Genomic DNA, 21,300 nt, shown 5'->3' with positions numbered 1-21,300 from the left:
CGCGGCAGGCTTGAAGGGGGGTTGATTCAGCGCAAGCAATCCGGGCCGGCGCGGGCGAGCCGGTGCCGATTCCGGTAAACTGCGGCAATCATGTGCGCCGCATCGTCTTTTTCGTCCGCGTTTTCTTCGCCCGTTGCTACGCTGCCGTCTTGCGCATCGAGCGCGGCGTCGCCGGACGCGGTACCAAGCGGCGGCGCCGTGCTCGACGCGACAGCGGGTTGCTCCCAGCCGATCGTTCGCTGGCGCGGCCGCGAGGCGTACGACGTCAGCTTCGACACCATGCGCGCCTTCACCGAGGCGCGTACCTCTGAAACGCCCGACGAAATCTGGCTCGTCGAGCACCCGCCCGTCTTCACGCTCGGCCAGGCCGGCAATCCCGCCCATTTGCTGGCAGCCGACCCGGCTATTCCACTCGTCAAAGTCGATCGAGGCGGGCAAATCACGTATCACGGGCCGGGGCAGGTCGTCGCCTACCTGTTGCTCGATTTGCGCCGGCGCAAGCTGATGGTACGCGAACTCGTGACGCTGATCGAGCAAGCCGTGATCGATACCCTCGCAGCGTATAATCTCGTCGGCGTGCGCCGGGCCGGCGCACCTGGCATCTACGTGGGGCCGGGGCACGGCGAACTCGCGCACGAAGGCGCGAAGATTGCCGCGCTCGGCCTGAAGATCCGCAACGGATGCAGCTACCACGGCGTGAGTTTGAACGTGGAGATGGACTTGCGGCCCTTCCTCGCGATCAACCCATGCGGCTACGCGGGGCTGGAGACGGTCGACATGGCGACGCTCGGCGTCGCCGCCGGCTGGAACGAAGTAGCCGAAACCCTGGCGGCACGGGTTGCCGCGAATCTCGACGGCGCGCTTGCGCATCGCTCATCGACTGGATCACCGAATGACTGACGTTACCCTTGACCCGAGCGGCGCCCTCGAAGCGCCGCAAGCCACTCCCGCGTCGTACGACGCCACCGCCAAGCAAAAGGCGCAGGCGAAGACGGCGCGCATCCCGATCAAGATCGTGCCGATCGAGAAGCTGAAAAAGCCCGAGTGGATTCGCGTGAGGGCGGCGACGGGCAATTCGCGATTCTCGGAGATCAAGCAGATTCTGCGCGAGCACAACCTGCATACCGTCTGCGAAGAGGCGAGCTGCCCGAACATCGGCGAGTGCTTCGGCAAGGGCACGGCCACGTTCATGATCATGGGCGACAAGTGCACGCGCCGCTGCCCGTTTTGCGACGTCGGCCACGGCCGCCCCGATCCGCTCGACGTGGACGAGCCGTTGAACCTCGCCCGCACGATCGGTGCGCTCAAGCTCAAGTACGTCGTGATCACGAGCGTCGACCGCGACGATTTGCGCGACGGCGGCGCGGGCCATTTCGTCGAATGTATCAAGCAGGTGCGCGAGCATTCGCCCGAAACGCGCATCGAGATTCTGACGCCGGACTTCCGCGGCCGGCTCGACCGGGCGCTGGCGATTCTGAATGCCGCGCCGCCCGACGTCATGAACCACAACCTCGAAACGGTGCCGCGCCTGTACAAGGAAGCGCGCCCGGGTTCGGACTATGCGCATTCGCTGAAGCTGCTCAAGGACTTCAAGGCACTGCATCCCGACGTGCCGACGAAGTCGGGCCTCATGGTGGGCCTGGGCGAGACCGAGGAAGAGATTCTGCAGGTGATGCGTGATCTGCGCGCGCACGACGTCGACATGCTGACGATCGGCCAGTACTTGCAGCCGTCCGAGCATCATTTGCCGGTGCGCGCCTACGTGCATCCGGATACGTTCAAGATGTACGAGGAAGAGGCCTACAAGATGGGCTTCACGCACGCCGCCGTGGGCGCGATGGTGCGCTCGAGCTATCACGCCGATCAGCAAGCGCACGACGCGGGCGTGGCGGGCGTGGTTTGAGACATTTGGCCTAGCGCCGCTTATCTCGTTGCGAGCTGCCACGCGGCGGTGCGATCGATCTCGGTGATCGGTTGCGCGGCCGCGTTTTGTTTGTTCGGCGGTTTGCTCGCGAACCCATTCCAGTCTCCAGAGAACCGGACGCCGGGCGTCTCGCTTTCCGGGAACCCGGACTTGGGCTGCTCGCGATACTGACTAATCCCAACAAAATCAAAGGCTAACGCCACATCGCGCATTGGCATCGACCTTGCAATCGATGGACCCCACGAGCGGCCGTCTTGGCTGATCGATTAATCCAAGCTGGGAGACACCGATGCGTCCTTTGAAAAAGCCCTTCTACCGAATCCTCTACGTGCAGGTCATCGCGGCGATCATCGCCGGCGTGTTGCTCGGCCACTTCTCGAGTGCCGTCGCCATCGATATGAAGCCGCTCGGGGATGCCTTCATCAACCTCGTGAAGATGGTCATCGGCCCGATCATCTTCTGTACCGTCGTCACCGGCATCGCCGGCATGGAAGACATGAAGAAGGTCGGCCGCGTCGGAGGCAAGGCGCTGCTCTACTTCGAAGTCATCTCCACCTTCGCGCTCGTGCTGGGCCTCATCGCCACGCACGTGCTGAAACCGGGCGCGGGCTTCAACGTCGACGTGAACGCGCTCGACGGCAAAGCGGTGGCCTCGTACGCGGCGAAGGCGCACGGCCAAAGCACCGTCGACTTCTTCATGCACATCATTCCGCACACGCTGATCGATGCGTTTGCCCAAGGCGAGATCCTGCAGATCCTGCTCGTCGCGCTGTTGTTCGGCAGCGTGCTCGCGACGATCGGCGAACGCGGCAAGCCGGTCACCGATTTCATCGAAAGCGTCTCGCACGTCCTGTTCGGCATCGTGCGCATCGTGACGAAGCTCGCCCCGATCGGCGCGTTCGGCGCAATGGCGTTCACGATCGGCAAATACGGCATCGGCTCCCTGCTGCCGCTCATGAAGCTGATCGGCACGTTCTATCTGACCTCGATCGTGTTCGTGCTCGTCGTGCTCGGCACGGTGGCGCGCCTCGTCGGGTTCAACATCGTGCGTTTCGTCGGCTATATCAAGGAAGAGATGTTGATCGTGCTCGGCACGAGCTCGTCGGAAGCCGCGCTGCCGCAACTGATGGACAAGCTCGAGAAGCTCGGCTGCTCGCGCTCGGTCGTCGGCCTCGTCGTGCCCACGGGTTATTCGTTCAATCTCGACGGCACGAACATCTATATGACGATGGCCGTGCTCTTCATCGCGCAAGCGACGAACACCGACCTCACGCTGATGCAGCAGCTCACGCTGATTGCCGTGGCCATGCTGACGTCCAAGGGGGCGAGCGGGGTGACGGGCGCGGGCTTCATCACGCTCGCGGCGACGCTCGCCGTCGTGCCCACGATTCCGCTCTCGGGCATGGTGCTGATCCTTGGCATCGACCGCTTCATGAGCGAGTGCCGCGCGCTGACGAACATCGTCGGCAACGGCGTGGCCACCGTCGTCATCTCGGCTTGGGAGAAGGAGCTCGACCGCTCGAAGCTGCGCGCGGCGCTCGGCCGTGGCGGCCTTGCCGTCGAGGCCGACACCCAGACGAACACGGCCGGCGTCTAAAGCGCTCGAGGCTCGAGGCGGGTGCGGCCGGCTATGCCACAATAGGCCTCACGTTTTTTTGCCCCGGAATCCGCCACCGTGACGCGCCGCCTCGTCGTCGTTCTCGTGCTCGCCGCGGCGCTCGTCGCGGTGTGCGCCGCCGCCTGGCGCATCACTTGGCTGCGCGGGATCGACGTTTTGCGGCAGCAAGCCGCCGTGCGAGCAGACCGCACGGCCACTGCGCTCAGCGACACGCTCGAGCGCTACGAATCGCTGTCCTACTTGGTGGCGAATCATCCCGCCGTCGGCGAAGCGCTCGACACGGGCTCGCTCGCTGCCATCGCGCGCGCCGACCACTATCTCGAAGACGCGAATGCGCACGCGCACGCCGACGTCACCTACATCATCCGCGCCGACGGCCTATGCGTTGCGGCCAGCAACTGGGGGCAGCCCGACAGCTTCGTCGGTGCGCAATATCGATTTCGTCCGTATTTCGTCGATGCGATCGGCGCGCGCGTTGGCCGCTTCTTCGGCATCGGTACCGTGTCGCACGTGCCCGGCTATTACATTTCGCAGCCTGTGTATCGGAACGGGCACATCGTCGGGGCAGCCGTCCTCAAACTCAATCTAGAGTGGTTTCCGGGCACCGACGCGAACGAGCCGCTGTTCGTCGTCGACAAGCACGGTGTGATTTTTTTGTCGTCGGTGGGCGCGTGGAAGTATCGGGCGGTGCGCGCGGTACCCGACGCCGTGGCGGCCTCGATCGAGCAGACCCGCCAGTACGCCGGGGCGCCTATTAACAGGCTGCCGATGACGCCGGTGCGCGCGCTCGATGCGGCCGATGCGCGGATCGTGCGCGTCGGCGCGCGCGGGGCGTCGCCGTATTACCTGCTGGCCGAGCGCGCCGTTCCCGGTCCCGGCTGGCAACTGATGACGCTCGCGCCCGTGGATTCCGTCGTCGACGACGCGCGCAATGCAACGGCGGCGGTCGGGTTCGGTTTCATTTCGTTGTGCTTGCTCGGGTTCTACTGGCGCACGCGCCGCGCGCGTCTGCGTGACATGGTGAAGGGGCGCGCGCGGCTGCAAAAGGCCTACGCGGAGTTGAACCGGCGTGTCGAGGAGCGCACGGCTGATTTGTCGGCCGCCAACGCGCAGTTGCAGACCGAGGTGGCCGAGCGTTCTCGTGCCGAGAGAGAGTTGCGCGCCGCGCACGCGGAACTGCTGCAGACGAGCAAGCTCGCCGCCCTTGGGCAAATGGCGGCCGGCATCACGCATGAGCTCAATCAACCACTCGCGGCGCTGCGAACCTTCTCCGACAATACGCGCGTGCTCATCGAGCGCGGGGAACTCGCCGATGCGCGAGACAATCTCGAAGCGATCGGCGCCTTGACCGATCGGATGGGCAAGATCACGAATCAGCTCAAGCTGTTCGTCGGCCGCGCGCGTCCGGGCAATGCGCGCTCGCCTGTCGCAGCGGCGTTGCGCAACGCGTTGCATCTGCTGCAAGAGCGGCTGCAGCGCGTATCGCTGCAGGTCCGCATGTGCGGGCCCGAGTGCATGCTCGATCCGCAGGCGTGGACAAAGCCGTGTGACGCAAACGGCTACGCGCCAGTCGATCTGGCCACCGAGCAAGCGGAACTCGCCGCGTATTGCGATGGTTTGCGCCTCGAGCAGGCGCTCATCAATCTGATCGCCAACGCGCTCGATGCGCTCGAGTCAATGGCCGCCCCACGTCTCTGGATCGATATCGACGCCGGCAGCAATACCGTGACGATTACCGTGCGCGACAATGGTCCCGGCATTCCCGTCGATGTCCTACCGCGGCTCTTCGAACCGTTTTTTACGACGAAAGAAACGGGCAAGGGCCTGGGGCTCGGCTTGGCGATCGCTTCGTCGATCGCCCGCGACTGCGGCGGATCGCTCTCGGCGCGCAACGAAGCAGAGGGGGGCGCGGCGTTCGTCTTGGCGCTGCGTCGCGCGGCCGATTCGACGGTGGCGGCTGGTTCGACGGCGGCGGCACCGCCCGACGCCGCGCGACCTCGCTAATACCGCTACGGCTTCAATTTCCTCAAATTTCAATATCAGCATGAACGCGACCGCGACGATAGACGACCCGCAGGTGATCTTCATCGAGGACGACGAGCTCGTGCGGCGCGCGAGCGTGCAGAGCCTGCAATTGGCGGGGTTCGCCGTCGCCGGCTACGGGTCGGTGGAGGCGGCGAGCAGCGCGCTCGGCGGCCTCGATGCGCAGTTTGCCGGCGTGATCGTCAGCGACATCCGGCTTCCCGGTGCGAGCGGTCTCGATTTGCTCGCGCAATGCCGCGAGCGCGCGCTCGACGTGCCCGTCATCCTCGTCACGGGGCATGGCGACATCTCCATGGCCGTGCAAGCGATGCGCGACGGCGCCTACGATTTCGTCGAAAAGCCGTTCGCCGCCGAACGCCTCGTCGATACGGTGCGGCGCGCGCTCGAGCGCCGGCGCCTCGCACTCGAAAACGCGGCGCTGCGCCGCGAGTTGGCCGAGCGAGATGCGCTCGTGCCACGCATCATCGGCCGCAGCGCGGCGATCGACGAAGTTCGCCGGCTCATCGTCAACATCGCGCCGACCGACGCGACGGTGCTCATCGTCGGCGATACGGGCGCCGGCAAAGAACTCGTTGCACGCAGCCTGCACGAGCTATCGCCGCGGCGGGTCAAGCCATTCGTGGCCATCAATTGCGGCGCGCTGCCGGAGTCGATGTTCGAGTCCGAGATGTTCGGCTACGAGAGCGGCGCGTTTACGGGCGCGGCCAAACGTCGCATCGGCAAGCTCGAACATGCGTCGGGCGGCACCGTGTTCCTCGACGAGATCGAAAGCATGCCGCCGGCGCTGCAAGTGAAGCTGCTACGCGTGTTGCAGGAGGGGATGCTCGAGCGTCTGGGCTCGAACCAGCCGGTGCACGTCGATCTGCGCGTGGTGGCGGCCGCCAAGGGCGACATGCAGGCGCTCGTCGCGGCAGGTACTTTCCGGCGCGATTTGCTGTACCGGCTCAACGTCGTGACGATCGATCTGCCCCCGCTCGCGGAGCGACGGGAAGACATCGTGCCGTTGATCGAACACTTCATCCTCGATGCCGCCGTGCGTTACGGCCGTCCCGCGCCGATCCTCACGGCGCGCCAGCGTGCGGACCTGATGGCGCGTGATTGGCCAGGCAACGTCCGCGAATTGCGTAACGCGGCCGACCGGCTCGTGCTGGGCATCGAGCGTGTGATGAGTGACCAAGCGGGCGGCCCAACGAGCGATGCCTCGTCCGCGCGTTCGCTGAAGGAGCGGGTCGAGCAATTCGAACGGGTGGCGATTGTTGACGCGCTCGAGCAGCACGGCGGGGCCGTATCGGCTGCTGCCGATGAACTGCAGATCGGCAAGGCGACGCTGTACGAGAAGATCAAACGATACGGCCTCGCCGAACGCGGCGAGGCCGGGAAGGAAGGGGATTAGCGCCTGCTCACGCGGAACCGAGCGCCTTTTGCAGCAACTGATCGAGCTCGGCGAACTGCGGCTCGCCGACATAGCGCTTGAGGATCTTGCCGTTTTTGTCGACGACGAACGTCGTCGGCGTCATCAGGACGTTGCCGAACTTTTTGGCGGCACTACCGTCGTCCATCGCGACCTTGAACGGCAATTGGCGTGTTTGCGTGTAATTGACGACGTACATCGGCGCGTCGTACTGCATCGCGACAGCGACGAATTCCAGGCCGCGGCCCTTGAAGCGGTTGTACGTGTCGACCATCTGCGGCATTTCCTTGATGCAGGTCTCGCAGTCGGTGGCCCAGAAGTTGACCAGATAGACCTTGCCCTTCAAGTCGGACGTCGTCAGTTTTTGACCCGAGAGCAGCGTGAACGTGGCATCGGGTACATGCTGGCTGCGACCGAACGTGAAATAGCCGGCGATCGCGATCGCGGCCGCCGCGCAGACGAACGCGACATAGCGCAGGGGGCTGGCCCGGCGGGCAGGTGAAGCAGGGGTTTGGCTCATGGATACGACCTCGTGCGGACCATCGCGGCCGGCTGGATACGGGGGCTCGATGGCGGGCAGCCCGAGCGGCGCGATTTTGCGTCGCTATTTTACCCGTATTCGCCGAATCCGGCGGATACTGCTGCGCCCTGCGCCCTGCGCCAAGGCTTGGCGGCTCGATGACGGATAATGGCGGCTTCGGCAGTACGCACCCTTTCGATCCTTTACCGTTTATGCGCTTTCGTCTTTCCGGCTGGTCTGTCCGCCGGCGTTCGCGGTTGCAGCGCCGCTTGGCCGTCATGCTCGTTTCATTGCCATCGCGAATTTCGCGAGCGCGCCGCCTTCCCTTCGTTGCGTTCCAAGCGCTGCTCGCCATCGCGCTCGCCGCGGCATGCACGCCGGCCTATAACTGGCGCACGGTGACCGACCAGGCGGAAGGCTATGCGATCGATTTGCCCGCGAAGCCTACCGTCGACGAGCGCCAGGTCGAGATCGCCGGCAGCGCGTTGCCGATGCACGTGCGTGCCGCCAATGCGCAAGGCGCTGTCTTCGCGATCGCGGCGATCGACCTGCCGCGCGACGATGGCCAGCTACGCCAGGCCGTGGTCGATGCTTTGCGCAGCGCGCTCGCGCGCAACCTCGGCTCGCAGCCGGTCGAGCACCCAGTGAAAATCCCGGCGACGGCTGGTGCGGCAGTGCCGGGCGTCGACGTGGTGGCGACGGGCGGGGCCGGCGCGGCGCACGAGCAGCGCACGATTCACGCGTGGATCGCCGCGCGGGGGCGGCACGTGTACCAGGCCATCATCGTTGCCGCACATGCGCCGCCGCAAGAGCAGTCCGAGCAATTCTTCGGCTCGCTGACGCTCCAGTAGGGCGAGTACGCGACGAGGCGTCGCTAGAAGCGACGCTTGATGCCAGCGCATTCGAATGAAGGTCGCGTGGCAAGAAATGACGCTAATCCCCGGATTTCTTGTAGGTTTTTGGGCTATCCACAGACACTGTGGATAACTCTGTGGGGAAATCATGGCTGTGGGTCCGAAAAGCCCGCGCAGTGGGCCGCTTGCTTCGTTGCTCATAAGCGCGGCACACTAAAAAATTCTTTTAAAATCAATTGGCTGAAACGAATCATTCATGCGTAGCCTTCAAACACCCGTCCAGCCCGACGAATCTCGCATGTGTGTATAAGTCAAGTCTTGACAGCGGATTTTTCAGCTTAATTTTTAGAAAAGACAAGTCTGTATTCTGTCGTTTACGCCATGTGGCCCGTATTTGACATGACGTCGGGACAACATTGAGGGCTGGTCGTGTCGCATTCGCTGGAGCAATGGGAGGGCGAGCGCATCGGCGCGTCGGCGGTGCGCCGCGCTCGCTTCGAGCCAACGGCGCCGAGACTCGCGGGGCGAGCCGTTTCGCTAAAGGGTGGGGCGGTACCATCAGGCGTACCGCGCCCGACAGAACGCTGGGGGCGACACCGCGCTGTCCAGATCAACGCGGGGCGAACACGCGCCGATACTGAATGGCTTCGGCGACGTGGGCGGCATTTGGATCGTCGTCCCCAGCCAGATCCGCGATCGATCGCGCTACCTTGAGCACACGGTAGTAGGCTCTCGCCGACCACCCGAAGCGCTCGCTCGCTTCGCGCAGCAACGCTTCGGCTTCGGCTCCGAGCCCGCAGACTTCGTCGGCCTCGCGCCCGCTCAGATCACGATTCGTTTTGCCTTGGCGTGCGATTTGCCGCTCGCGGGCCGCCGCGACGCGCTTGGCAACCAGCGCGCTCGATTCGCCGCTCCGGGCCGCGCGCGCGGACAACTCGGCCGGCGTCAGCGCGGGCAGTTCGATTTGAATATCGATGCGGTCGAGCAGCGGGCCCGACAGCTTGCGCAGATAGCGCGCGGCGATTTCAGGCGTGCAGCGGCAACGCCCGCCCGGATCGCCGTGCCAGCCGCATGGGCACGGATTCATCGCGGCGACGAGCTGGCAGGCGGCCGGAAAATCAGCCTGCAGCGCGGCGCGCGAAATCGTGATGCGGCCGACTTCGAGCGGCTCCCGCAGCATTTCGAGCACGTGCCGATCGAATTCGGGCAACTCGTCGAGAAACAGCACGCCGAGGTGCGCGAGCGTGATTTCGCCCGGCTGCGGCGGATTGCGGCCGCCCACCAGCGCGGCCGCGCTGGACGAGTGATGGGGCGCTCGGAACGGTCTTTGCCGCCAGTGCGCCGGCGAGAAACCGAGCGTGCTGGCCGAGAGCAGGGCGGCGGAACTGAGCGCTTCGTCGTCCGTCATCGGCGGCAACAGGCTCGGCAGCCGCGCCGCCAGCATCGATTTACCCGCGCCCGGCGGCCCGACCATCAAGACGTGATGCCCGCCGGCTGCCGCCACCTCGAGCGCGCGCCGCGCGCCGTATTGGCCGATGACGTCCGCCATGTCGGGCGGCGCGGCGTGCAATCCCTTTCGCTCCGGCACGGACGCCGCGATCGGGACGAGCCGAGCGTCTCGATCCCCGCATAAATGTGCGCACAACGAAGGCAGGTCCGTTGCGCCGAAGACGGCCACGCCCGGCACGAGCGCCGCCTCCCCGGCGCTTGCGGCGGGCAAGTACAACTCGGGTGAAGCGCCGGGCCGCTCCCTTAGAGCGCTAGGCCGTATCCCGCCTTCTGTCTCGTCGTCCGAGCCGTTCGGCGCTGCGCTCCCCGGCGCCAGGTCGATGCCGCGGCTGCTGCGCGCGGTTCCGCACGCCATCGCGAATGCACCGCGCATCGGCCGCAGGGCGCCCGTTAGCGAGAGTTCGCCCGCGAATTCCCGCTCGCCGAGCGCATCGGCCGGAATTTGCGCGCTGGCCGCGAGAATGCCGAGCGCGATGGGCAGGTCGAAACGGCCCGACTCCTTCGGTAGGTCGGCCGGCGCGAGATTGACAGTAATGCGGCGGACAGGGAAATCGAAGCCGCAATTTTGCAGCGCGGCGCGTACGCGCTCGCGGCTCTCGCGCACTTCGAGATCGGGCAAGCCGACGATCGAAAACGAGGGTAGCCCGTTGGCAAGATGAACTTCGACAGTAACTTCAGGCGCGCGGCCGGCAGCCGGCGCGCGCGAGCGCACCACGGCAAGCGACATGGCTTTCTCTCCGGATCGGACGGCATCCGAGCGGCGCCGTCAGGCTGAGCCTGCCGGCGGCGTGCGCGGCATGCGGCTCGGTGTTTCGTCGTGAGGCGAGGCCCCGCTTGCGTGGGCGGGTGCGCCGTTGCGGGCGCGCGGACGGTGCGCGAGCGGCTTAGGACTCCTGCGACGCGGCGAGCCGTTGCTCGAGCTCGGCCACGCGGTGCTCGAGTTCCTCGAGGCGCGTGCGGGTTCTAAGCAGCACCTGCGTTTGCGTATCGAACTCCTCGCGCGTGACGAGATCGAGCTTCGAGAAGCCTTGCGAAAGCATGGCCTTCACGTTTCGCTCGACATCCTTCGCCGGCGAGTGCTTCAGCAACTCGCCCATACGATTCTGAAAATCCTGAAAAAAATCATTCGGTTGCTTCATGGTGACTCCCCTTCTTTGCACAAAAAATGTGCAGCTTTATCTCCGACTCGCGCCGACGAAGCACGCGTGATCGAACTTGGTGCGCGCAAGGCCGCACGCTCGTGCACCGACGAGCGCCGTTGGTGCGTACCCGAATCCCGGGCGTGCAAACACTCTAGCAACGTTCGAGGGGCCGCGCCAGCACGTCGGGCCGTCGTTGGCCGTTCGACCGGCTCTTGCGCCCGATGCGCGAACGTCGGGTCCGGCGCCCGACAGGTGCCGCATGGCACGGCAGTTGCTTTTTGTGGCCGCACGAATCGGGGGCCGGCACCCGACGCCGGTCGAATGGTCGGCGGCGCTGCGCGGCAACACAGTTTTCGCAACGAAAAGAGGACTTTCATGAAGCTCATTACCGCAATCATCAAGCCGTTCAAGCTCGATGAAGCGCGCGAGGCGTTATCGGCGATCGGCGTGTCGGGCATCACCGTCACCGAAGTGAAGGGTTTCGGGCGCCAGAAAGGCCACACCGAGCTCTACCGTGGCGCCGAGTACGTCGTCGATTTTCTGCCGAAGGTCAAGATCGAGGCGGCTGTCTCCGACGACATCGTCGATCAGGCGATCGAGGCGATCGAGCGCGCGGCGCGTACCGGCAAGATCGGCGACGGCAAGATCTTCGTGACGCAGATCGAGCAGGTGATTCGTATCCGCACCGGGGAAACAGGCGCCGACGCCCTGTAAATCGACATAGCGACAAAAAGACAAAGAGGAAACCGAAAGATGCGCAAACTATTGATGTCTTTGGCGATGGCCGCCACGCTGCTCGCGAGCGGCGTCGGAGCCGCGCTCGCCGACGACGCCTCGTCGGCACCGGCCGCCACCGCGGCCGCCGCGGCAGCTTCCACCCCCGCCGCCGCGGCCCAAGCGAGCAGCGCTTCCGCGGCCGCCGCACCGGACGCCTCGGCGGCCACGGCCGCTGCCGCGCCCGCCGCGCCGACCGCGCCGTTCTCGGTCGATTCGTCCAAGATCAATTCGGGCGACACCGCCTGGATGCTGACCTCGACCGCGCTCGTGCTGTTCATGACGATCCCGGGCCTCGCGCTGTTCTACGGCGGCATGGTCCGCAAGAAGAACGTGCTCGCCACGGTGATGCAAAGCTTTGCCATCACTTGTGTCGTCACCGTGATCTGGACCGTGATCGGCTACAGCCTCGCGTTCACGCCGGGCAATGCCTTCATCGGCGGCTTCTCCCGTGTCCTGCTGTCCGGGATGAACTACATCCACGGCGACAAGGCGACGACGCTCACGGTGAGCCACCTCGCGCCGACGATTCCCGAGACGGTCTATTTCGTCTATCAAATGACGTTCGCGATCATCACGCCGGCGCTCATCACGGGTGCGTTCGCCGATCGCATGAAGTTCTCGGCGATGCTCGTGTTCATGTCGCTGTGGTCGATCATCGTCTACTCGCCGATCGCACACATGGTCTGGGAACCGACGGGCTGGCTCTCGTCGGCCGGTATTCTCGACTTCGCGGGCGGCACCGTCGTGCACATCAACGCCGGTATCGCGGGCCTTGTCTGTGCGCTCGTGCTCGGCAAGCGTGTCGGTTACGGCCGTGAAGCGATGGCGCCGCACAATCTCGTGCTGACGCTGATCGGCGCCGCGATGCTGTGGGTGGGCTGGTTCGGCTTCAACGCGGGCTCGGCCGTCGCGGCCGACGGCCGTGCGGGCTTTGCGATGCTGACGACCCAAGTGGCGACGGCCTGCGCGGCGCTCGGCTGGATGTTCGTCGAGTGGATCACGAAGGGCAAGCCGTCCGCACTCGGTATCGCCTCGGGCGCCGTGGCCGGCCTCGTGGCCATCACGCCGGCTTCGGGCTACGTCGGCGTCGGCGGCGCGCTCGCGATCGGCTTCATCGCCGGCGCGGTCTGCTTCTGGTCGGCAACCTGGCTCAAGATGAAGCTTGGCTACGACGATTCGCTCGACTGCTTCGGCGTGCACGGCGTGGGCGGGATCATCGGCGCGCTGCTGACGGGTATTTTTGCGGTCAAGGACATCGGCGGCGCCGACGGCAGCCTGCTGCTGCAAGCGAAGGGCGTGGCGACGACGCTCGTCTACAGCGGCATCCTCAGCTACGTGCTGCTCAAGATCATCGACCTCACGATGGGTCTGCGCGTGGCCGAAGAGGAGGAGCGCGAGGGTCTCGACGTCGTGCTCCACGGCGAACACGTCGAATAATCGAATCACCGGCTGCGAGCCGCGAGCTGGCCCGCGAGGCTTGCGCCGCGGCCGCGCATCCGAACCGAATCACTGAGCAGTAGCGACTTTTGCCCGCCTTCATGGCGGGCTTTTTTGTTTCTCGGCCGTCACGCAGACGACGCCTCGGCCGCTACGACCCTGTCCGCTATCGGGTCAATAGAGAATGCCTTGCGCGAAGGCCCTTGCGTTCGGCCAAACCACCCCCAAATCGGCCAGGCAATTGCTCTACAATCTTTTTCTCACCTGTTCATCGAGTCATCAATGGTTCCGCACCTAGTTACCGCGTTAAACGGTCCTCTGCTCGAGTTGGAGCGCAAGCTCCTCGACGCTACGCCGGCGATCGAGCGGTGGTTCCGGCTCGAATGGCAGGAGCACACGCCGCCTTTCTATTGTTCGGTCGACTTGCGCAACGCGGGCTTCAAGCTCGCGCCCGTCGATACGAACCTTTTCCCTGGCGGCTTCAATAATTTGCCGGAAGAAGTGCTGCCGCTCGCCGTGCAGGCGGCCATGGCGTCGATCGAGAAGATCTGCCCCGACGCGAAAAACCTGCTCGTGATTCCCGAGCGGCATACGCGTAATGCGTTCTACCTCGAAAACGTCGCCAGGCTCGCGATGATCATGCGCCAGGCCGGCTTGAACGTGCGCTTCGGCACGCTCGACGAAAACATCGTCGGGCCCGTGACGATTCCGCTGGCGGACGGGCAAAAGATCGTGCTCGAGCCCCTCGAGCGCACGCCGCGCCGGCTCGGGCTGAAGAATTTCGATCCTTGCTCGATTCTGCTCAACAACGATTTGTCGGCGGGTTTGCCGCCCGTGCTCGAGAATCTGCACGAGCAATACGTGCTGCCGCCGCTGCACGCGGGCTGGGCCGTGCGCCGCAAATCGACGCACTTCTCCTGTTATGACGACGTTGCGAAGAAGTTCGCCAAGCTCGTCGAAATCGATCCGTGGATGGTGAATCCCTACTTCGCACGCGTCGAGAATGTCGATTTCGAGGCGCGCACGGGCGAGGAGGCGCTGACCGACGCGATCGACGCCGTCATCAAGAAAATCGCGCGCAAGTACCGCGAATACGGCATCGGCGAGAAGCCTTACGTCGTCATCAAATCCGATGCAGGTACCGACGGGCGTGGCGTCATGACCGTGCACGACGCGTCGGAAGTAGCGAACCTCACGAAGGGCGAGCGCTCGCGCATGTCGGCGACCAAAGACGGATTGCAGGTGCACGATGCCATCGTGCAGGAAGGCGTTTATACCTTCGAGCGCATCGGGGAGGAAGTGGCCGAACCCGTCGTGTATATGATCGACCGCTACGTCGTGGGCGGCTTCTATCGCGCGCACGGCAGCCGCGAGCGCGATCAGAACCTGAACGCGCCCGGCATGCACTTCGTGCCGCTCGGTTTCGAGCATACGGTCTTGCCCGATGCGCATGCCAAGCCAGGGGCGGCGCCGCCGAACCGGTTCTACATGTATGGCGTCGTCGCGCGGCTCGGGCTGCTCGCGGCGTCGGTCGAGCTCGAAAAGACGGACCCGGAAGCCATCCAGGTCTAACCGCACTCGCGCGAGGACCCGCGGGGCAAGCGGTTTTGCGGTCGATGCTCGCGGCGCCGCGCGTGTTCGACGCATCCAACGAACGAGAGCCCGCATTCGGGCAGCAGGGGTTTCATGGACATCCTTTTCATCGCCGACCCGCTCGCGCACTTCAAGATCTATAAGGATTCGACCTACGCGATGATGGCCGAGGCCGCGCGCCGGGGCCACGTCGTGTACGCGTGCGAGCCGAAGCATCTGGCTTGGACGTCGGCGCACGTCGAAGCCACGGTGCGCCGTGTCGACATCATCGGCGATACGGCCGACTTGCATCGCCATCCGTGGCACGAAAGCGGGCCGCACGAGCCCCGAAAACTGACCTCGTTCGGCGCCGTCGTGATGCGCAAAGATCCGCCGTTCGACATGGAGTACGTGACCTCGACCTGGCTGCTCGAGATGGCGGAGCGCTTGGGCGCGCGCGTGTTCAACAAGCCGCAGGCGATCCGCGATCATTCGGAAAAGCTCGCGATCGGTGAATTTTCGCAGTTCGTCGCGCCGACGCTCGTGACGCGCGACGCGGCGAGGCTGCGCGCATTCCATGCCGAGCACGGCGATGTCATTCTCAAGCCGCTCGACGGCATGGGCGGCATGGGCGTATTTCGCGTGACGCGCGAGGGCATGAACCTCGGTTCGATCATCGAGATGCTCAGCCACGACGGGGCCCGCTCCGTCATGGCGCAAAAATTCATTCCCGAGATCGCCGCCGGCGATAAGCGCATCTTGCTGATCGGCGGCCAAAGCGTGCCGTACTCGCTCGCACGCATCCCGCAAGGCGGGGAGGTGCGCGGCAACCTGGCCGCGGGCGGTCTTGGGGTCGCGCAGCCGCTTACCGCGCGCGATCGGGAAATCGCCGATACGCTCGCGCCCGTGCTGGCTGCGCGTGGGCTATTGCTCGTCGGCCTGGACGCGATCGGCGATTGGCTGACCGAGATCAACGTCACGAGCCCGACCTGCTTTCGCGAGATCATGGATCAGACGGGCTTCGACGTCGCCGCGATGTTCGCCGACGCGCTCGAGCGCGCGGCCGGGTAAGCTGGCCCGGCGCTCGCGCGCGGGCCGGTCGGTTTCGCGAAAGACGTGCCTGCTACAATGGCCGTCTCCTGAAACGGTTCGCCCGCAAGGTGCGCGGTGCGAAGGCTCTTGACTCGCATCTGTACGCCGCGGCGCACGCGCGCCCAGGGTTAGCGTCCATCTGGATCTGGCCCTTTGAGGCGTTTTTCGTTGTAAGACTGACATGGCAGGCATACTGATCATCGCGCACGCGCCGCTCGCTTCGGCATTGAAGGAGTGCGTTGCGCATATCTACGGCGGGTTGCCCGCGCGCATCGGCGCCATCGACGTATTGCCCGACAGCGATCCCACGCAGGTCGTCGCGCTCGCGCACAGCGAGATCGAGCGCTTGCGCGAGGAGAACGGAATGTTGGTGCTGACCGACATATTCGGCGCCACGCCCGCCAATATTGCAAGTCGGCTGGCTACGCTGCCGGGCGTGCGCGTGCTCGCCGGCGTGAATTTGCCGATGCTCGTGCGCGGCGTCTGCTATCGCACGTGCGAACTCGATGCGCTCGTCGATAAAGCGCTCGCGGGCGCGACGAAGGGGATGCACCTGATCGGGCCGCTCGTTGCGCCGGATCAAGCGGGCAAACCCGTCGCCGAGGCGGAGTGCGCGCCGCCGGGCGTGCCCATCCTCGCGCCGTGTTCAGGTGTCACGGCCGGCGAGGCTGTGGTCCCGCCGGCGAGCGCGGCGAACCCGATCGGCCCCGCACGCTGACCTTTCTCCTTTCGCCTCTCAGGACGAGCCCATGCTTCAACAAGAAACGACGATCGTAAACAAGTTGGGTTTGCACGCACGCGCATCGGCCAAGCTGACGCAACTCGCCGGCAACTTCCAATCGGAAATCTGGATGACGCGCAACGGGCGCCGAATCAACGCGAAGAGCATCATGGGCGTCATGATGCTAGCAGCCGGAATTGGCAGCACCGTGGCGATCGAAACCGAGGGGCCCGACGAGCAAGACGCAATGGCCGCGCTATTGAAACTCATCGCGGATAAATTTGGCGAGGGACAATAAACGTCAGGCCCGTGCCGGCTGAACGAAAACGCCGCGGTTTTTGCCGCGGCGTTTTCGTTCATGGACGGCAATACGTCATTGCGGCCCGCGATGCTGCGCCGCACGCAGTCAACAGCGGTCCTCGGAATTTATAATCGACCATTGAGGTCTTATTGCGGCGGTTATTTCCCGCGGTACCAAACAACTCGAGGAGGTGCGCGTGTCGTTTTCGCTGCATGGTATTCCGGTGTCACGCGGCATCGCGATCGGGCGAGCCTATCTCATCGCGCCTGCAGCGCTCGACGTCGACCATTACCTCGTCGATCCACCGCAAATCGATGGCGAGATCGAGCGCTTTCGCGCCGCTTTGAAGGGGGTTCAGATCGAGCTCGAGCGCCTGAGCGAGGATCTGGCGGCCGACGCGCCGAGCGAGGTTGGCGCGTTCATCAACGTCCATACGATGATTCTCAACGACGCGATGCTCGTCCAAGAGACGATGGACCTCATCCGCACGCGTCGCTATAACGTCGAATGGGCGTTGACCGAACAGCTCGAGCGGCTCTCGCGGCACTTCGACGATATCGAGGACGAGTACCTGCGCGAGCGCAAGGCCGACGTGCAGCAAGTGGTCGAGCGCATTTTGAAGGCCCTGGCCGGGGCGCCATCGGCGGCCTTGCTCGTCGGCGGCGCCAACGCGGATTCGCCCGACGACATGATCGTCGTCGCGCACGATATCTCGCCGGCCGACATGTTGCAGTTCAAGACGCAAACGTTCCAAGGCTTCGTGACCGACCTCGGCGGCCGCACGTCGCATACGGCGATCGTTGCACGCAGCCTCGGGATTCCGGCGGCCGTGGGGGTTCAGCATGCGAGCGCTCTGATCCGCCAGGACGACTTGATCATCGTCGACGGCGATCACGGCATCGTGATCGTCGATCCCGCGCCGATCGTGCTCGAAGAGTATTCGTATCGGCAAAGCGAAAAGCTCCTCGAGCAAAAGAAGCTGCAGCGGCTCAAGTTCTCGCCCACGCAAACGCTGTGCGGTACGAAGATTTCGCTGCTGGCCAACATCGAGCTGCCCGAGGATTCGCGCGCGGCCGTCGAGGCCGGCGCCGTCGGCGTCGGGCTCTTTCGCACTGAGTTCTTGTTCATGAATCACAAGGACCATCTGCCCGAAGAGGAGGAGCAGTTCGAGGCGTACAAGCGCGCGGTCGAGCTCATGGGCGGCTTACCCGTGACGATTCGTACGATCGACGTCGGCGCCGACAAGCCGCTCGAGTCGATCGGCGCCGACGGCTACGAAAGCGCGCCGAATCCGGCGCTGGGCCTGCGTGCGATTCGCTGGAGCCTGTCCGAGCCGCAGATGTTCTTGACGCAGCTACGCGCGATTCTGCGCGCCTCGGCATTCGGCCAGGTGCGGATTCTCGTGCCGATGCTCGCCCATGCTCAGGAGATCGACCAGACGCTGGACTTGATACGCGAGGCCAAGCGCCAGCTCGACGACGCCGGCCTGCCGTACGACCCGGGCGTGCGAATCGGCGCGATGATCGAGATTCCGGCCGCGGCCATTGCGCTGCCGCTGTTCTTGAAGCGCGTCGACTTTCTGTCGATCGGCACGAACGATCTGATCCAGTACACGCTCGCGATCGATCGCGCCGACAACGCCGTCGCGCATCTTTACGACCCGTTGCATCCGGCCGTGTTGCATTTGATCGCCTTTACGCTGCGCGAGGCGAAGCGCGCGGGCGTGTCGGTGTCCGTCTGCGGCGAGATGGCCGGCGACCCGCAGCTCACGCGTTTGTTGCTCGGCATGGGGCTCACCGAATTTTCGATGCACCCGAGCCAGTTGTTGGTGGTGAAGCAGGAGATCTTGCGCGCCAATCTGCCGGCCTTGGAGAAGCCCGTCGCCGATGTCTTGGCGGCGTTCGAGCCCGAAGAGGTGCAGGCCGCGTTACGGTGTCTCACCCAGGTGTGAACCGCCGCTGCCGCACACGGGACATTCGGGCTGGCGGGCGATTTTCATCGTCGTCCATTCCATGCGCAGCGAGTCGAGCATCATGAGCCGGCCCGTCAGCGTGTGGCCGATGCCGCCAATGACGCGCAGCGCCTCGGCCGCCTGCATCGCGCCGATGATGCCGACCGTCGGCGCGAATACGCCCATCGTCGAGCAGGCGACTTCCTCGAACGGCTGATCCTCGGGAAAGACGCAGGCATAGCAGGGCGAGTTTTCGTCGCGGAAATCGAACGTGCTGATTTGGCCGTCGAAGCGCAGCGCCGCGCCCGACACGAGCGGCACCCCATGCTTGACGCAGGCGCGGTTGATCGCGTGGCGCGTCGCGAAGTTATCGGTGCAGTCGAGCACGACGGTAGCGGCTGGGACGCGCGCCTCGAGCCACGCGTCGTCGATGCGCTGATCGACAGTTTGCACGCGTACTTCCGGGTTCAGGCGCGCAATGGTCTCGCGCCCCGATTCCACCTTCTTTTGTCCGATCGAAGCCGTCGCATGCAGAATCTGCCGTTGCAGATTCGTGAGATCCACCGAATCGGCATCGACGAGCGTCAGTGTGCCGACGCCGGCCGCGGCCAGATACATTGCCGCCGGCGAGCCGAGGCCGCCCGCGCCGACCACGATCGCATGCGCATCGAGGAAGCGCTGCTGCGCCTCGATGCCGATTTCGTCGACGAGGATGTGGCGGGAATAGCGAAGGAGTTGATCGTCGTTCATGGCGGCGCGCCGGGGAATGGGCTGATGCGATGGCGCCGCGTAGGCGGCGCTAGCGCCCACGCCCTCCGTTCGCGCAGGCGAACGTGCGTTGGGAGAGCGGGGCGAAGGCCGGCCGGGTGCGGCGTTACTTGCTCGACGCGGGCGCGGAGGCGGGCAAGACGGGCGATGCCGGCTTGACGGCGACGGGCGCCGACGCCGAGCGCGGCGGTTTGTTTTCTGCGAGCTTGCGCTCCATGACCGACTTCGACAACTGCACCGGCTTGCCTTCGAGCTTGTCCAGGGCTTGCTGCAGCATGAAGTCGTCCGCCGAGCCGAATTCGACCGGCTTGCGGTCGCGTTCCTTCTCGCGCTGCTCGGGCGTCATCTTGTCGTTTTCTTCCTCGAGCTGCTGAAGCTGCTGCATGCGATCCTTTTCGCGCTGCTCTTCTTCCTTCTTCTCGTTCGGATCCTGCGTGTTGGCGAGGTGGTTCGAGTAATCGACCTCGCGCGTGACGAGCGCGTCGTCGGGATCGCCGTTGGCGTACTGATCGACGGGGAAGTCGGGGCGAATGCCCTTGTTCTGGATCGAGCGGCCGCTCGGCGTGTAGTAGTAGGCCGTCGTCAAGCGCAACGCCGTGTCGGCCGTCAGCGGACGCACCGTCTGCACGGAGCCCTTGCCGAACGTCGTCTTGCCCATGGTCTGTGCACGGTGCTGATCCTGCAGCGCGCCGGCGACGATTTCGGAAGCCGACGCCGAATAGGCGTTCGTCAGCACGAGCATCGGCACCGTTTTATAGATTTCCGGCAAGTTCTTGAGCGGATCGGAATCGAACGACGGCAGGCGGTAGTTATCGTAGGTGTCGCGATAGACCTGTTTCGAATCGGGGATCTGGCCGTTCGTCGAGACGACGACGGAGCCGGGCTGCAAGAACGCCCCGGCCACGCCGACCGCGCTTTGCAGCAGCCCGCCGCCGTTGTTGCGCAGATCGAGCACGAAGCCCTTCAGATTCGGCTGCTCGCGAGCGATGTCCTCGAGCTTCGACGCGAGGTCGGGAACCGTGCGCTCCTGGAAGCTCGTAATGCGCACGTAAGCATAACCGGGTGCGAGAATCTTCGATTTCACGCTTTGAACGCGGATGATCGCGCGCGTGACCGTGACGGGGAACGTGCGGTCGTCGGTCTTGCGGAAGATCGTGAGCGTGACCTTGGTGCCGGGGTCGCCGCGCATTTGCTTGACGGCCTGATCGAGCGTCATGCCGCGCACGGGCTTGTCGTTGATGCGCGTGATGAGGTCGCCGGGGCGGATGCCGGCGTGGAACGCGGGCGTATCCTCGATCGGCGAGATGACCTTGATGAGGCCGTCTTCCTGCGAGATTTCGATGCCGAGGCCGGCGAAGCGACCCTTTGTCTGCTCCTGCAGCTCTTGGTAGTCCGTTTTGTCGAGATACGACGAGTGCGGGTCGAGGCTCGACACCATGCCCTTGATCGCTTCGGTCAGCAGCTTCTTGTCGTCCACGGGCACGACGTAGTCGTGCTTGATCTGCCCGAACACCTCGGCGAAAAGACGCAACTGATCGAGCGGCAGCGGCGCTGTGGCTTGTTGCTGCGCGGCGGCGGAAAATTGCAGCGTCGCGAAGACGCCGGTGGCGAGGCCAGCGGCGATCAAGCCGATGTTCTTGAGTTTCGTGCGCATAGAGTC

At 64.9% G+C, this 21,300-nt stretch carries 20 protein-coding genes; 13 read left to right on the top strand and 7 right to left on the bottom strand.

Features of this window, described 5'->3' with window-relative positions:
- Window positions 1–26: 26 nt before the first annotated feature.
- Window positions 27–281: a hypothetical protein gene (locus tag J3485_RS29430; RefSeq protein ID WP_309477050.1), complete on the bottom strand. Its 255-nt coding sequence runs from the start codon at window positions 279–281 to the stop codon at window positions 27–29.
- Here J3485_RS29430 and lipB point away from each other — a divergent pair.
- Both lipB and lipA read left to right on the top strand, forming a co-directional pair.
- Complete coding sequence (gene lipB, locus J3485_RS16710; protein ID WP_374192444.1) at window positions 232–900, top strand: lipoyl(octanoyl) transferase LipB; 669 nt, start codon at window positions 232–234, stop codon at window positions 898–900. The genes J3485_RS29430 and lipB overlap by 50 nt on opposite strands.
- Entirely contained in the window at window positions 893–1,903 is a 1,011-nt protein-coding gene (lipA, locus tag J3485_RS16705) for a lipoyl synthase (protein WP_206954727.1), read from the top strand. The genes lipB and lipA overlap by 8 nt, the downstream gene beginning before the upstream one ends.
- 20 nt (window positions 1,904–1,923) lie before the next feature.
- On the opposite strand, the gene J3485_RS16700 is transcribed toward lipA, so the two are convergent.
- The gene (locus J3485_RS16700) at window positions 1,924–2,142 is read right to left on the bottom strand and encodes a hypothetical protein (protein ID WP_206954725.1); all 219 of its coding nucleotides are present in this window, start codon (window positions 2,140–2,142) and stop codon (window positions 1,924–1,926) included.
- A 71-nt stretch (window positions 2,143–2,213) separates the two neighbouring features.
- Between J3485_RS16700 and J3485_RS16695 the strand changes: the two genes are divergently transcribed.
- The 3 genes from J3485_RS16695 to J3485_RS16685 all read left to right on the top strand — a co-directional run bounded on the left by J3485_RS16695 (window position 2,214) and on the right by J3485_RS16685 (window position 6,978).
- Window positions 2,214–3,521, top strand: coding sequence for a dicarboxylate/amino acid:cation symporter (locus J3485_RS16695; protein ID WP_206954723.1), 1,308 nt, complete (start codon window positions 2,214–2,216; stop codon window positions 3,519–3,521).
- A gap of 78 nt (window positions 3,522–3,599) precedes the next feature.
- Window positions 3,600–5,546 carry a sensor histidine kinase gene (locus tag J3485_RS16690; protein WP_206954720.1) on the top strand — a complete coding sequence of 649 codons (1,947 nt, stop codon included), beginning with the start codon at window positions 3,600–3,602 and terminating at the stop codon, window positions 5,544–5,546.
- 40 nt (window positions 5,547–5,586) lie between these two features.
- Window positions 5,587–6,978, top strand: a complete 1,392-nt coding sequence (locus J3485_RS16685) for a sigma-54-dependent transcriptional regulator (protein WP_206954719.1) — start codon at window positions 5,587–5,589, stop codon at window positions 6,976–6,978.
- A 7-nt stretch (window positions 6,979–6,985) separates the two neighbouring features.
- On the opposite strand, the gene J3485_RS16680 is transcribed toward J3485_RS16685, so the two are convergent.
- Window positions 6,986–7,516 carry a TlpA disulfide reductase family protein gene (locus J3485_RS16680; protein WP_206954718.1) on the bottom strand — a complete coding sequence of 177 codons (531 nt, stop codon included), beginning with the start codon at window positions 7,514–7,516 and terminating at the stop codon, window positions 6,986–6,988.
- Window positions 7,517–7,794: 278 nt separating this feature from the next.
- Between J3485_RS16680 and J3485_RS16675 the strand changes: the two genes are divergently transcribed.
- Entirely contained in the window at window positions 7,795–8,367 is a 573-nt protein-coding gene (locus J3485_RS16675) for a hypothetical protein (protein ID WP_206954716.1), read from the top strand.
- 613 nt (window positions 8,368–8,980) lie between these two features.
- Here J3485_RS16675 and J3485_RS16670 read toward each other — a convergent pair.
- Together J3485_RS16670 and J3485_RS16665 are read right to left on the bottom strand one after the other, a co-directional pair.
- Window positions 8,981–10,606, bottom strand: coding sequence for a YifB family Mg chelatase-like AAA ATPase (locus J3485_RS16670; protein WP_206954714.1), 1,626 nt, complete (start codon window positions 10,604–10,606; stop codon window positions 8,981–8,983).
- Between the two features lie 157 nt (window positions 10,607–10,763).
- Entirely contained in the window at window positions 10,764–11,018 is a 255-nt protein-coding gene (locus J3485_RS16665) for an accessory factor UbiK family protein (protein WP_206954712.1), read from the bottom strand.
- A gap of 378 nt (window positions 11,019–11,396) precedes the next feature.
- Here J3485_RS16665 and J3485_RS16660 point away from each other — a divergent pair, with 378 nt between their 5' ends.
- The 7 genes from J3485_RS16660 to ptsP all read left to right on the top strand — a co-directional run bounded on the left by J3485_RS16660 (window position 11,397) and on the right by ptsP (window position 18,872).
- Window positions 11,397–11,735: a P-II family nitrogen regulator gene (locus J3485_RS16660; protein ID WP_206954710.1), complete on the top strand. Its 339-nt coding sequence runs from the start codon at window positions 11,397–11,399 to the stop codon at window positions 11,733–11,735.
- Between the two features lie 39 nt (window positions 11,736–11,774).
- On the top strand, window positions 11,775–13,235 hold the full coding sequence (locus J3485_RS16655) for an ammonium transporter (RefSeq protein ID WP_206954707.1): 1,461 nt from the start codon (window positions 11,775–11,777) through the stop codon (window positions 13,233–13,235).
- A 282-nt stretch (window positions 13,236–13,517) separates the two neighbouring features.
- Entirely contained in the window at window positions 13,518–14,807 is a 1,290-nt protein-coding gene (gene gshA, locus J3485_RS16650; RefSeq protein WP_206954706.1) for a glutamate--cysteine ligase, read from the top strand.
- Window positions 14,808–14,921: 114 nt separating this feature from the next.
- Window positions 14,922–15,878, top strand: coding sequence for a glutathione synthase (gene gshB, locus J3485_RS16645; RefSeq protein ID WP_206954704.1), 957 nt, complete (start codon window positions 14,922–14,924; stop codon window positions 15,876–15,878).
- Window positions 15,879–16,080: 202 nt separating this feature from the next.
- Complete coding sequence (locus tag J3485_RS16640; RefSeq protein ID WP_206954703.1) at window positions 16,081–16,617, top strand: PTS sugar transporter subunit IIA; 537 nt, start codon at window positions 16,081–16,083, stop codon at window positions 16,615–16,617.
- A gap of 31 nt (window positions 16,618–16,648) precedes the next feature.
- Entirely contained in the window at window positions 16,649–16,918 is a 270-nt protein-coding gene (locus tag J3485_RS16635) for an HPr family phosphocarrier protein (RefSeq protein WP_206954699.1), read from the top strand.
- A 199-nt stretch (window positions 16,919–17,117) separates the two neighbouring features.
- A complete protein-coding gene (gene ptsP / locus J3485_RS16630) occupies window positions 17,118–18,872 on the top strand; it encodes a phosphoenolpyruvate--protein phosphotransferase (protein ID WP_206954697.1) in 1,755 nt (584 codons plus the stop codon).
- On the opposite strand, the gene J3485_RS16625 is transcribed toward ptsP, so the two are convergent.
- Both J3485_RS16625 and J3485_RS16620 read right to left on the bottom strand, forming a co-directional pair.
- On the bottom strand, window positions 18,849–19,622 hold the full coding sequence (locus J3485_RS16625; protein ID WP_206954695.1) for a HesA/MoeB/ThiF family protein: 774 nt from the start codon (window positions 19,620–19,622) through the stop codon (window positions 18,849–18,851). The genes ptsP and J3485_RS16625 overlap by 24 nt on opposite strands.
- Window positions 19,623–19,746: 124 nt before the next feature.
- Window positions 19,747–21,294 (bottom strand): S41 family peptidase, encoded by a 1,548-nt coding sequence (locus J3485_RS16620; RefSeq protein ID WP_206954693.1) that lies wholly within the window; start codon window positions 21,292–21,294, stop codon window positions 19,747–19,749.
- Window positions 21,295–21,300: the final 6 nt, after the last annotated feature.

The sequence above is a fragment of the Trinickia acidisoli genome (assembly GCF_017315725.1).
Lineage (GTDB): Bacteria > Pseudomonadota > Gammaproteobacteria > Burkholderiales > Burkholderiaceae > Trinickia > Trinickia acidisoli.
The sequence above is the reverse complement of the archived record's forward strand: the minus strand, read 5'-3'. Positions and strand labels throughout refer to the sequence as shown.